13 protein-coding genes are annotated in these 12,699 nt (G+C 61.0%); 10 read left to right on the forward strand and 3 right to left on the reverse strand.

Annotated features, from left to right (window positions below; translation table 11 throughout):
• The first annotated feature begins 3 nt into the window (after positions 1-3).
• Genes AB7828_RS02965 through AB7828_RS02980 form a run of 4 tightly spaced genes read left to right on the forward strand, consistent with a single transcriptional unit; the run spans position 4 to position 2,914 of the window.
• Positions 4-693 carry a Fe2+-dependent dioxygenase gene (locus AB7828_RS02965; RefSeq protein ID WP_441229347.1) on the forward strand — a complete coding sequence of 230 codons (690 nt, stop codon included), beginning with the start codon at positions 4-6 and terminating at the stop codon, positions 691-693.
• A 2-nt stretch (positions 694-695) separates the two neighbouring features.
• Positions 696-1,625 (forward strand): tonB-system energizer ExbB, encoded by a 930-nt coding sequence (gene exbB / locus AB7828_RS02970; RefSeq protein WP_441229348.1) that lies wholly within the window; start codon positions 696-698, stop codon positions 1,623-1,625.
• Positions 1,626-1,627: 2 nt separating this feature from the next.
• Positions 1,628-2,110, forward strand: a complete 483-nt coding sequence (gene exbD, locus AB7828_RS02975; protein ID WP_093758879.1) for a TonB system transport protein ExbD — start codon at positions 1,628-1,630, stop codon at positions 2,108-2,110.
• A gap of 15 nt (positions 2,111-2,125) precedes the next feature.
• Entirely contained in the window at positions 2,126-2,914 is a 789-nt protein-coding gene (locus tag AB7828_RS02980) for an energy transducer TonB family protein (protein WP_089267197.1), read from the forward strand.
• Positions 2,915-2,927: 13 nt separating this feature from the next.
• On the opposite strand, the gene AB7828_RS02985 is transcribed toward AB7828_RS02980, so the two are convergent.
• The 3 genes from AB7828_RS02985 to AB7828_RS02995 form a co-directional block, all read right to left on the reverse strand.
• Positions 2,928-3,674, reverse strand: coding sequence for an SDR family NAD(P)-dependent oxidoreductase (locus AB7828_RS02985; protein WP_441229349.1), 747 nt, complete (start codon positions 3,672-3,674; stop codon positions 2,928-2,930).
• Positions 3,675-3,690: 16 nt separating this feature from the next.
• Complete coding sequence (locus AB7828_RS02990) at positions 3,691-4,425, reverse strand: SDR family oxidoreductase (protein ID WP_068730627.1); 735 nt, start codon at positions 4,423-4,425, stop codon at positions 3,691-3,693.
• 127 nt (positions 4,426-4,552) lie between these two features.
• Positions 4,553-6,391, reverse strand: a complete 1,839-nt coding sequence (locus AB7828_RS02995; protein ID WP_184515794.1) for an IlvD/Edd family dehydratase — start codon at positions 6,389-6,391, stop codon at positions 4,553-4,555.
• A gap of 234 nt (positions 6,392-6,625) precedes the next feature.
• On the opposite strand from AB7828_RS02995, the gene AB7828_RS03000 reads away from it, so the two are divergent.
• The 6 genes from AB7828_RS03000 (at position 6,626) to denD (ending at position 12,695) form a co-directional block, all read left to right on the forward strand.
• Complete coding sequence (locus AB7828_RS03000; protein WP_089267200.1) at positions 6,626-7,693, forward strand: ABC transporter ATP-binding protein; 1,068 nt, start codon at positions 6,626-6,628, stop codon at positions 7,691-7,693.
• A gap of 73 nt (positions 7,694-7,766) precedes the next feature.
• Complete coding sequence (locus AB7828_RS03005; RefSeq protein WP_175367345.1) at positions 7,767-9,092, forward strand: ABC transporter substrate-binding protein; 1,326 nt, start codon at positions 7,767-7,769, stop codon at positions 9,090-9,092.
• Between the two features lie 98 nt (positions 9,093-9,190).
• Positions 9,191-9,604 carry a RidA family protein gene (locus AB7828_RS03010; RefSeq protein WP_439076838.1) on the forward strand — a complete coding sequence of 138 codons (414 nt, stop codon included), beginning with the start codon at positions 9,191-9,193 and terminating at the stop codon, positions 9,602-9,604.
• Positions 9,605-9,674: 70 nt separating this feature from the next.
• On the forward strand, positions 9,675-10,634 hold the full coding sequence (locus tag AB7828_RS03015; RefSeq protein WP_120291092.1) for a carbohydrate ABC transporter permease: 960 nt from the start codon (positions 9,675-9,677) through the stop codon (positions 10,632-10,634).
• On the forward strand, positions 10,627-11,544 hold the full coding sequence (locus AB7828_RS03020) for a carbohydrate ABC transporter permease (RefSeq protein ID WP_441229350.1): 918 nt from the start codon (positions 10,627-10,629) through the stop codon (positions 11,542-11,544). The genes AB7828_RS03015 and AB7828_RS03020 overlap by 8 nt, the downstream gene beginning before the upstream one ends.
• A 164-nt stretch (positions 11,545-11,708) precedes the next feature.
• Positions 11,709-12,695: a D-erythronate dehydrogenase gene (gene denD, locus AB7828_RS03025; protein ID WP_184515802.1), complete on the forward strand. Its 987-nt coding sequence runs from the start codon at positions 11,709-11,711 to the stop codon at positions 12,693-12,695.
• The last annotated feature ends 4 nt before the right edge of the window (positions 12,696-12,699 follow it).

The raw sequence follows: 12,699 nt of genomic DNA on the forward strand, positions 1-12,699 counted from the left end.
GGGATGCTGATCTGCATCCCTGACGTCTTGAGCAAAAGTGATGTGGCGGAGTTCCGCCACATCATGGATGCGGCCGGTTGGGAGGACGGTCGCTCGACTGCCGGTGCGCAATCGGCTCTGGTCAAACGAAATGAGCAACTGCCGCCGGACAGCGATGTGGCCCGCGCGCTCGGCAATCGCATCATCTCGGCGCTGACGTCGAATCCGCGGTTCTTATCTGCAGCAATTCCGCTGCATATCTTCCCGCCGCTGTTCAATCGTTACGTCGCTTCGGACGGTCATCACTTCGGCGTGCACGTCGACAATGCGGTGCGCGGTGATCATCTCACCGGCATGCGTATCCGCACTGATCTGTCAGTGACATTGTTCCTCTCTGAACCGGAGGAATATGAAGGCGGTGAGCTCGTCATTGAAGACAATTACGGCTCACACGAGGTGAAGCTGCCGGCCGGCCACCTCGTACTTTATCCTGCTTCCAGTTTGCACCTTGTAACGCCTCTAAGGGCAGGTATGCGCGTAGCGTCTTTTTTCTGGCTACAGAGCATGATACGTGATGCTCATGCGCGCAGCATGATCTTCGATCTCGACAGCGCGATTCAGAGCCTAGTTGAACGTCTCGGAAGGGACGACCCAGAAACGGTCAAATTGACGGGCATCTATCATAATCTCATCCGCTACTGGGCCGAGGTATAAGCTTGTTTAGAACTGTTCTTAAGTCGCTGGCTGTGCTGGCAGTGGTCGCGTTTGCTTCGCCAATCATTGCGCAGCAGGCTGCAAAGCCCGTGGCGCCAGTGGTTACTCAGGCAGCTCCCGCTGCGGCGCCGGCCCCGGTCACTGCTCAGCCGAGCAGCCCAGTGGCGAGCCCGGCCGCTTCGACAGCTCTTGCTAGCCCGGTGGTGGAGGCCGCGCCCAGGCCGATGGTCGCTACCGGTGAGCACGATCTGTCGCCCTGGAAAATGTTCATGGGCGCGGACATCATCGTCAAGGCGGTGATGGTGGGTCTGGCTTTCGCATCGGTCGTCACCTGGACGGTCGGCATCTTCAAGATGATGGAACTGACCTGGGCCATGCGTCGCTTGAAGGCCGCGCTCCGCAAGATCGGTGAATCGCGTTCGCTGTCCGAAGCACAGATGGCGCTCGGCGAGCGCGGCACGATCCTGTCGCGATTTTTGGCAGCGGCGATGCGGGAAGGGCGGATGTCCGCCGGCATTTCGAGCGATGAAGGCATCAAGGAGCGCGCCGCCTCGAGCTTTGGCGAAATCGTTCGCGCTGAAGGCCGCAAGGTGCGCACCGGTATGGGTATCCTTGCGACCATCGGCGCAACGTCGCCGTTCGTCGGACTGTTCGGCACCGTGTGGGGCATCATGAACAGCTTCATCGGCATCTCGAAGTCGCAGACCACGAATCTCGCGGTCGTCGCGCCCGGTATCGCGGAAGCACTGCTGGCGACCGCCATCGGCCTCGTCGCCGCGATCCCGGCGGTCATCATCTACAATCACTTTTCGCGCGTGACGAAGGCCTACATGGAAATCGTCGGCCGTGCGCAGGGCGCCGCCGGTCGTCTGCTGTCACGCGATCTTGATCGCACGCATTCGAGTTCACACGCACGCGCAGCGGCTGAATAATCATGGGCATGTCGCTTTCCGAAGGTGCAGACGACGATGATGATTTCGGTGAAAATCACGAAATCAACGTCACGCCCTTCATCGACGTCATTCTGGTGCTGCTGATCATCTTCATGGTGGCTGCGCCGCTATCGACGGTGGACCTGCCGATCAATTTGCCGTCCTCCACGGTGACGCCGCAGAAGAAGCCGGACAAGCCGACCTATGTGAGCATCAAGCCGGATCTCGCTGTCGCGATCGGCGAGAACATGGTCAAGCGCGTCGATCTGGTGCGCCAGCTCGATGCGATGGGCGACGGCAACAAGGATCGGCCGATCTTCCTGCGCGTCGATCGCGCGGTGCCCTATGGTGAATTCTTCGATGTGATGGAACGGCTGCGTGCCGGTGGCTATCAGAAGACCAAGCTTGTTGCACTGGAAGGGGTTCCGGATGCCGCTGCGGCATCGCCGGCACCCATCGCTGCACCTGACGCGCCGAAGCCCTGACGTTACGGAAGCGCTATGTCCGAGCTCGATAGAAAGTCGTCCTGGCGACTGTGGCTGATCGCGGCGCTTGTCGCCGTGCTGCTGCATGTCGGCGGCATCGCTGCGGCCGTGTTCGAGATGCAGCAGGAAGAGGACGACGACGGCCTCGGCGCCAATGCCATCGAAGTTGGGATGGAGATGGTGTCGCCGGACGTGGAGCCGACCGATCTTCCGCAGGGTCCGGATTCGGAAGCCTCGACTGCATCCCCGGCCGTTCAGGAGCAGAAGGCTGTCGAGAAGCAGAGCGATCTCCCCAAGGAGACGCCGCACGAGAGCGAAGAACCCGATCAGGTCGTGACCGAGAGCAAAGCGACCAAGCCGGAAGAAGAGACACCCGAAAAGGCGCAAAAACAGCAGCAGGCGTCGCAGGAATCCGTCGCGTCGGAAGCCGCCGCACAGCAGAAGCTCGATGACTCCAAGGCTGGCGAGAAAGCACAGGCGCAGCAGGGCGGCATCGGCACCGACAAGAAGCGCCTGTCGACAATCTGGTCCAAGCAGCTCAGCGCCTATCTCGAAAAGAACAAGCGCTATCCGCAGGAGCGCCAGCAGAAGACGGCCGAAGTGACGGTGAATTTCGAGATCGACCGAGTCGGCAAGGTCCTGGCTGTGCGAGTGGTGAAGGGCTCCGGCGACGCCGCATTCGACGAAGCCGCGGTTGCCATGGTCCGCCGCTCAGACCCGCTGCCGGCGCCGCCGCCGTTGATCGCCGACGACGGCCTGAGCTTCACCGTGCCCGTGATCTTCCGCGTCAAGGGCAAGGGCTGACGAGAAGGGCGACTTAGTAGGTCGCCCGTCCGCCCGAAATATCGAATACCGCGCCGGTCGAGAAGGCGCAGTCTTCCGAGGCCAGCCAGGCAGCCATAGCGGCCAGTTCCTGCACCAGCACGAAACGTCCTTTCGGAATCTTCGACAGCATGAAGTTGATATGCTGTTCCGTCATCTGGTCGAAGATCGCGGTCTTCGCGGCAGCAGGCGTGATGGCGTTGACGTTGATCTCGTGGCCGGCGAGTTCCTTGCCGAGCGACTTGGTCAGCGCGATCAGGCCGGCCTTCGACGCCGAATAGTGCGAGGCATTCGGATTGCCTTCCTTGCCGGCGATCGAGGCGATGTTGACGATGCGGCCGTAATTCTGTTTCAGCATCACGGGGACGATAGCCTTACAGCACAGGAACGGGCCGTCGAGATTGATGCGCATCACCTTGCGCCAATCGTCGTAATCGATCTCCCACACCGGCTTGTTGAATCCAGTGATGCCGGCATTGTTGACCAGGATATCGATCTTGCCGAACTCTTGAAGCGTCGCATCACGAGCTTCATCAATTGAAGCGACGTCGGTGACGTCGACTTTGAGGGCAATCACTTCGTCGCCGATTTCGCTCGCCGTTCTTACGGCCAGGTCAATATCCTGATCCCAGATCGCCACTTTGGCGCCGGAAGCGACGAAACGTTCGGTGATGGCGCGGCCAAAGCCCTGGGCGCCGCCCGTGACCACGGCGCAGCGGCCGTTCAAATCGATCTTGTTCATGATGCGATGTCCTCGGTTACAGCGTCCAGCCGCCGTCGATGATGTGTGCGACGCCGGTGGTGAAGGCGCTCTCGTCGCTGGCGAGATAGACGGCGAGGGACGCGATTTCCTCGGCGGTCCCGAGGCGGCCCATCGGCTGCCGGCTCACGAACAGCTCGCGGCCATTCGGGCCTGCGGCCGCGGCGCGGTCGAGCATCGACGGCGTTTCGATCGTGCCGGGGCAGATCGCGTTGCAGCGAATGCCTTTGGTGATGTAGTCGACAGCCACGGCACGGGTGAGGGCGGCGACGGCGGCTTTGGTTGCGCCATAGACATAGCGGTTCGGCGCTGCCTTGAAGACACCGGCGGCGGAGGAAATGTTGACGATCGCACCATTGCCGCGCGCGAGCATGCCGGGCAGGAACGCACGGATGGTCCGATGCATCGATTTGACGTTGAGGTCGAACGAGAAATCCCAGTCGGAATCGGAGCATTCCAGTGCTGCGCCGTGATGCACGAAGCCGGCGGCGTTGAGCAGGATGTCGATATCGCCGACCTTCTTCGCCATCGCTTCGACGGCCGCCGTGTCGCGCACGTCGAGCCGTGCGGTCTCGGCGATACCATCCTTGGTCAGCAGCGCCACGCCCTTGTCGTCGATATCGGTGGCGAACACCGTTGCCCCTTCGCGCGCAAAGGCCAGTGCACAGGCGCGGCCGATACCGACGGCGCCCGCGGTGACGAAGGCGCGTTTGCCTTTCAAGCGGTCAGACATGTGAAATCTCCCTGAAATTTTTCATTCACTCTCCGCCGTCATTGCGAGGAGCGAAGCGACGAAGCAATCCAGAAGCCAAGATGAAAGACTGGATTGCTTCGCTGCGCTCGCAATGACGACCGAGGGATTAGTGATTATGCCGCGCCGTCCCGACCGTGCCGGCGATATCGCGATAGCGCGTCGCCAGTTCGAGACAGGCGCCGGTGGCCTGCTGGCCGACGGTGTTGCGATAGAGCTCCTGCCACGGCGTCTGGTTGGCCGGATATTTGAATCCGCCATTGGCCATCAGTTCGGCGCGACGCCGCTTCAGCTCCTCGTCGGAGATCAGGATATTCGCCGAGCCCTTGTTGAGATCGATGCGCACCTTGTCGCCCGTCTGCAGGATCGCGAGGCCGCCATTGGCTGCCGCTTCAGGCGTCGCGTTGAGGATCGACGGCGAGCCGGATGTGCCCGACTGCCGGCCATCGCCGATACAGGGCAGCGATAGAATGCCGCGTTTGATCAGCGCTGCCGGCGGCTGCATGTTCACGACTTCCGCGCCGCCGGGATAGCCGATCGGGCCGGTGCCGCGCACGAACAGGATGCAATGTTCATCGATATTGAGCGACGCATCGTCGATGCGGTGGTGATAATCCTCCGGCCCCTCGAACACGATGGCGCGGCCTTCAAATGCGTTCGGATCCTTCGGATTGATCAGATAGCGATCGCGGAATTCCTTGGAGATCACCGAGGTCTTCATGATCGCGGAATCGAACAGATTGCCGCGCAACACGAGGAAGCCGGCATCAGCCACCAGCGGTTTGTCATAGGACCAGATCACGTCGTTGTCCGGCTTGGGCGAGGCGGCGCAATTTTCCCCCATGGTCTTGCCGTTCACGGTGATCACATCCTCATGGATGCGCTTGTGCTTCATCAGCTCGCGGACCACCGAGGGCACACCACCGGCGCGATGATATTCCTCGCCGAGATAGAAGCCGGCCGGCTGCATGTTGACCAGCAGCGGTACGTCATGGCCGAATTTCTGCCAGTCGTCGATATCGAGTTCGACGCCGATATGACGCGCGAGCGCGTTGATATGGATGGGCGCGTTGGTCGAGCCACCAATGGCAGAGTTGACCACGATGCAGTTCTCGAACGCCTTGCGCGTCAGGATGTCGGACGGCTTGAGGTCCTCCCACACCATGTCGACGATACGGCTGCCCGTCTCATAGGCAATCTGGCCGCGCTCGCGATAGGGAGCGGGGATGGCAGCGCAGCCGGGCAGTGACATGCCCAAAGCTTCGGCCAGCGAGTTCATCGTCGACGCGGTGCCCATGGTGTTGCAATGGCCGACCGACGGCGCCGAGGACGCGACCAGCGTCATGAATTCTTCGTAGCCGATCTCGCCGGCGGCAAGGCGTTCACGTGATTTCCACACCACGGTGCCGGAGCCGGTACGCTGGCCTTCGTGCCAGCCGTTCAACATCGGACCGCCGGACAACACGATTGCGGGGAGATTGACTGTCGCTGCTGCCATCAAACAGGCCGGCGTGGTTTTGTCGCAGCCGGTTGTCAGCACGACGCCATCGAGCGGATAACCGAACAGGATTTCCACAAGGCCGAGATAAGCAAGGTTGCGATCAAGCGCCGCAGTCGGCCGCTTACCGGTCTCCTGAATCGGATGTACCGGGAATTCCATCACAAGACCGCCGGCAGCGGTAATGCCTTCGCGCACGCGCTTGGCGAGTTCGAGATGATGGCGATTGCAGGGCGACAGGTCGTTGCCGGTCTGCGCAATGCCGATGATCGGCTTGCCGGACTGCAATTCGTGACGCGTCAGGCCGTAGTTCAGATAGCGCTCAAGATAGAGTGCAGTCATTCCGGGATTGTGGGGATCGTTGAACCATTCGCTCGAACGAAGTTTGCGCTTGGTTGCCTTTGCAGGCGAGGTCCCCGCAGTCGGCGTGGACGAAGTCGACTTGGTCATCATTTCTCCCGCAGCGCACACTTTATATTCTGGTGCGTCGTCTCTTTTGATTGGTCACGAATGTTTGCACGCCACTGGCTGCTTCGCAACGTTTGCATCTGCGAAGTTTTTCTACGACTATGATCCAACGACACGCCGCCAGAAAATCTGGTAGGATGTCAGACAAGTAAGAACAGGCGGCTCCGGCAATCGGAGGACGCAGTCTCTAAAATGGGACATTTGGGAGGGAAATGTATGGCGTCCGTGCAGATTCACGACGTTCGTAAGTCTTTTGGCGGTTTTGAGGTTCTCCACGGCGTGTCGGTCCCCATCGAGGATGGCCAATTCGTGGTTTTGGTTGGGCCATCCGGCTGCGGAAAATCCACATTGCTGCGCATGTTGGCGGGCTTGGAGAAGATCACCTCCGGCACGATCTCGATCGGCGATCGCGTGGTCAATGATGTCCAGCCGAAAGAGCGCGACATCGCCATGGTGTTCCAGAATTACGCGCTGTATCCGCATATGACGGTTGCCCAGAATATGGGCTTTTCGCTCAAGCTGCGCGGCGCCGACAAAAGCGAGATCGATCAGAAGGTCAATCGCGCCGCCGATATTCTCGATTTGAGGCGATTGCTTGAGCGTTTCCCCCGGCAGTTGTCGGGTGGTCAGCGTCAGCGCGTCGCCATGGGCCGCGCCATTGTGCGTGACCCGCAGGTGTTTTTGTTCGACGAGCCGCTGTCGAATCTCGATGCCAAGCTGCGCGTCGCCATGCGCGCCGAGATCAAGGAACTGCATCAGCGCCTCAAGACCACGACGGTCTATGTGACGCATGACCAGATTGAGGCCATGACCATGGCCGACAAGATCGTGGTGATGCAGGACGGCATCGTCGAGCAGATGGGCGCACCATTGGAACTCTATGATCGCCCCGAGAACAAGTTCGTTGCCGGCTTCATCGGATCGCCTGCGATGAATTTTCTCGAAGGCACGCTGAAGGTGAATGGCGGCCAGCCATGGGTGGAGACCGCCAACGGTGCGAAGCTGCCGATCACGGCAGCGCCTGCGGCAGGGAACGACAAGGCTGTCACTTACGGCATTCGTCCCGAGCATCTCGAATTCGCCGATGACGGCATCGAGGCCGAGGTCGTGGTGGTCGAGCCGATGGGGTCGGAAACCCAGGTCGTTGCGCGCATTGGCACGCAGGACATCATCGCGATCTTCCGCGATCGGCGTCCGGTCGCGCCGGGCGACAAGATTCATCTCAGGCCGCGCGCGAATTCGGCGCATCTGTTCGATAAGGAGACCGGCAAGCGCGTCAACTGACGCGCTTTTCCGCCAAATCAATTTCAAAACATTGGTCGATCAACGAACCAATATTACAGGGAGAAGACGAAAGATGACTGGATTTACACCGGATCGCCGATCTCTGCTCAAGGGCGGCGCGATCACGCTTGCTGCTGCGGCGACCATGTCCGCGGATCAATTGCTGGGCTACGCAAAAGCCTGGGCGCAGGCCTCGCAGTGGAAGCCGGAAGCCGGCGCCAAGATCAACCTGCTGCGCTGGAAGCGCTTCGTCGAAGCCGAAGACGTGGCCTTCATGAAGATCGTCGACGCCTTCCAGAAGGCGACCGGCGTCACCATCACCGTCTCCAACGAATCCTATGACGACATTCAGCCAAAGGCTTCGGTCGCGGCGAATACCGGGCAGGGCCTCGACATGGTCTGGGGCCTGTACTCCCTGCCGTTCCTGTTCCCGACCAAGTGCATGGACGTCTCCGACGTCGCCGACTATCTCGGCAAGAAGAACGGCGGCTGGGCCGAGTCCGGCAAGCAGTACGGCATGCATAACGGCAAGTGGATCGGCGTTCCGGTCGCTGCGACCGGCGGTCTGGTGAACTACCGCGTCGCTGCTGCGGAAAAGGCCGGGCACAAGACGTTCCCGAATGATCTCGGCGGCTTCCAGGATCTGTTCAAGGGCATGAACAAGAACGGCACCCCAGGCGGCATGGCGCTGGGCCACGCTTCGGGCGATGCCAATGGCTGGGTGCACTGGGCGCTGTGGGCCCATGGCGGCAAGCTGATCGACAAGGACAACAAGGTCACGATCAATTCTCCGGAGACCGCGAAGTCACTGGAATACGTCAAGTCGCTCTACGATAACTTCATTCCCGGCACCGCATCCTGGAACGACTCGTCGAACAACAAGGCATTCCTGGCCGGCCAGCTGCATCTGACCACCAATGGCATCTCGGTCTATGTGACCGCGAAGAAGGAAGCCCCGGCGATTGCCGAAGACATGAACCACGCGCATTTGCCCGTCGGTCTGGACGGCAAGCGGCGTGAGCTCCATCTCGGTTTCCCGATCCTGATCTTCTCCTTCACCAAGTTCCCGCAGGCTTGCAAGGCGTTCACCGCCTTCATGATGGAGCCCGAGCAGTTCAATCCGTGGGTCGAGTCAGCCCAGGGCTATCTGTCGCCGTTCCAGCTTGCTTTCGAGAAGAATCCGATCTGGACCGCCGATCCGAAGAACACGCCATATCGCGACGTGGCTTCGACGGCAACGACCCCGGCGGGCGAAGCGCAGATGAGCGAGAATGCGGCGGCGGCGATCGCCGACTTCGTGGTCGTCGACATGTACGCCAATTACTGCACGGGCCGTGAGGACGTGAAGACCGCGATGTCGTCTGCCGAGCGCGCGGCGAAGCGCATCTTCCGCGCCTAAGGACGACCTTGCCGGCGCGGAGCGACCCGCGCCGGCAACTCTCCGGAACAGCCGTGAATCTCGTTTCACAAAAGGCTGCCTGAACGATGGGAATGGGAATGCCAGAGACCGACTACAAGACAGTTCTCCCGGAAGGCTGGGCGCGGCCGCGCGGTTTCGCGCATGCAGTGGTGGCCGGCGGTACGCGGAGCGTCCGCATCTCCGGACAGCTCGGCAAGCAGAACGGGCAGGGCGAGGTCGCCGAGGGATCCGACTTCGGGACGCAGTGGCGCTACGCAATGGAGAATCTCGTCACCGTGCTGAAGGCGGCGGGCGGCGAACCCAAGCAACTCGTGATGCTGCGCGCCTATGTCACCGACATCAACGCATTCAAGACGTCCGGCGCCGCCATTGGCGAAGCCTGGGGCGCGACGCTCGGCAAGCATTTTCCAGCAATGACACTGGTTCAGGTTTCCGCCCTGATCGATCCGCACGCACGTGTCGAGATCGAGGGCGAAGCGATCCTGCCGTAACCGGATCATGACGCATGACTGACTGCACGACATCAGACCGAAGCCGACATCCGACTGGAGCTATCTTGCAATGACCACGATCCAGACATCGATGCCGGGGGCAGGGAAAGTGATCCCCAGATCCTCGGCCTGGGACCGGCTGCGGATCAACCGCAACTGGCTCGCACTGTGGTTCATGTTGCCGGCCGCGGCATTCCTGCTGCTGTTTCTCGCTTATCCGCTGTTCCTCGGCGTCTGGATGAGCTTCACCGATGATCGCATCGGCCGCGGCGGCGTGTTTGTCGGACTAGAGAACTACGAGTGGCTGAAGGACGACAGCATCTTCTGGCTCTCGGTGTTTAATACGCTGCTCTATACGATCGTCGCCAGCGCCATCAAATTCGCCGTCGGCCTCTATCTGGCGCTGCTGCTCAACCGCCACATGCCGTTCAAGGCGCTGATCCGCGCGGCGGTGCTGATCCCGTTCATCGTGCCAACGGTGCTCTCGGCCATCGCTTTCTGGTGGATCTACGACTCGCAGTTCTCGATCATCTCGTGGTCGCTGATCAAAATGGGCCTGATCGACCACAACATCAATTTCTTGGGCGACAGCAACTGGGCACGAGGGAGCGTGATCTTCGCCAATATCTGGCGCGGTGTGCCGTTCGTCGCGATTACGCTGCTGGCCGGTCTGCAGACGGTGTCACCGTCGCTCTATGAAGCGGCGACGCTGGACGGCGCCACGTCGTGGCAGCGCTTCCGCTTCATCACCTATCCGCTGCTGACGCCGATCATCGCGGTCGTGATGACCTTCTCGGTGCTGTTCACCTTCACGGACTTCCAGCTGATCTGGGCGCTGACCCGCGGCGGTCCGGTGAATGCGACGCATCTAATGGCGACGCTGAGCTATCAGCGCGGCATTCTTTCGGGTCGGCTCGGCGAGGGTGCAGCCATCGCCACCGCCATGATCCCGTTCCTCCTGGCAGCCATCGCCATTTCCTGGTTCGGCATGCAACGCCGCAAGTGGCAGCAAGGCACTGACAATGACTGATCACGCCGTCGATCACCACACAGCCGTCGCGCCGACCGTCGAGAAAGACGATCACAGCGAGGGCATGGCCTATCTGGAGTCGCTGCCGAGGCGCATCGTCACGCTCTACATTCCGTTGTTCATCATCGTGGTGATCCTGCTGTTCCCGTTCTACTGGATGGCGCTGACCTCGATCAAACCCGACGAGCAACTGATCGACATGGAGCGGTTCAATCCGTTCTGGGTGATCAAGCCGACCTTCAAGCACATTCAAAAGCTGCTGTTCGAAACCAACTATCCGCAGTGGCTGTGGAATACGATGTATGTGGCAGCGGCTTCGACATTTTTGTCGATCGTTGCCAGTGTGCTCGCCGCCTATGCCATCGTGCGGCTGCGCTTCCGTGGTGCGGAGACAGTCGGGGCGCTGATCTTCATGGCCTATCTGGTGCCGCCGTCGATCCTGTTCATCCCGCTGGCCTCGGTCATCCAGGCCTATGGCCTGTTCGACTCGCCGCTGTCGCTGATCCTGGTCTATCCGACGCTGCTGATCCCGTTCTCGACCTGGCTCCTGATGGGCTATTTCAAGACCATCCCGTTCGAGCTCGAGGAGTGCGCGCTGATCGACGGCGCCTCGCGCTGGCAGATCCTGGTCAAGATCATCATTCCGCTGGCGGTGCCCGGCCTGATCTCGGCCTTCATCTTCTCGTTCACTTTGTGCTGGAACGAGTTCATCTATGCGCTGACCTTCCTGCAATCGACCCAGAACAAGACCGTGCCTGTGGCCATCGTCAACGAATTCGTCGACGGCGACATCTACAAATGGGGCTCGCTGATGGCCGGCGCGTTGGTTGGCTCGCTGCCGCTGGTGATCCTCTATGCGTTCTTCGTCGAGCACTACGTATCGGCGATGACAGGCGCGGTGAAGGAGTAGGCGGCTTACCCAATGTACCGCCCTCATCCTGAGGAGCGGTCGTCTTCGACCGCGTCTCGAAGGATGGCCGTAGTCTCATTCATGGTTCGAGACGGCGCCAAAGAGGCGCCTCCTCACCATGAGGGCCAGAATTGAACCCAAGAACAACAAGAAGGAGTTTTCCCTTGCACATCCTCATCCTCGGCGCCGCCGGCATGGTTGGCCGCAAGCTCACAGAGAAACTGGTTCGCGACGGCCGTCTCGGCAATCGCGATATCACCCGCATGACCCTGCAGGATGTGGTGGCGCCGGCAAAGCCTGCGGGCGCGTCGATCCCGATCGAACTGGTGACATCGGACTTCGCCGATCCAAAGACGGCTGCGCCGCTGGTCGCCCACAAGCCGGAGGTCATCTTTCATCTCGCTGCCATCGTGTCAGGGGAGGCGGAGGCCGATTTCGACAAGGGCTATCGCATCAATCTCGACGGCACCCGCTACCTGATCGACGCTATCCGGGCCATCGGCGGCGGCTACAAGCCGCGGCTGGTCTTCACCTCGTCCATCGCGGTGTTCGGCGCGCCGTTCCCCGACAAGATCGGCGATGAGTTCATTCACACGCCGCTGACCTCCTATGGCACCCAGAAGTCGATCTGCGAAATGCTGATCGCCGACTATACCCGCAAGGGGTTCCTGGACGGCATCGGCATCCGCCTGCCGACCATCTGCGTCCGTCCGGGCGCGCCGAACAAGGCCGCCTCCGGTTTCTTCTCCAACATCATCCGCGAACCGCTGGCCGGCAAGGAAGCCATCCTGCCGGTGTCCGAGGATGTCCGCCACTGGCACGCGTCGCCGCGCTCTGCCGTGGGCTTTCTCGTTCACGCCGGCACCATGGATCTTCAGGCGATGGGCCCGCGGCGTAATCTCAGCATGCCCGGCATGTCGGTGACCGTCGGCGAGCAGCTCGCCGCGCTTGAGCGCGTGGCCGGCAAGAACGTCGTCGGGCGCATTAAGCGCGAGACCGATCCGGTCATCACTGGCATCGTGTCGGGCTGGCCGCGCGATTTTGACACCGCGCGCGCGCTGAAGCTCGGCTTCACCACGGCCGAGAAAACCTTCGACGACATCATCCGCATCCATATCGAGGATGAACTCGGCGGCAAGTTCGTCGATTGAGGCC

The organism is Tardiphaga sp. 215_C5_N2_1, from assembly GCF_052076055.1.
Classification (GTDB): domain Bacteria; phylum Pseudomonadota; class Alphaproteobacteria; order Rhizobiales; family Xanthobacteraceae; genus Tardiphaga; species Tardiphaga robiniae.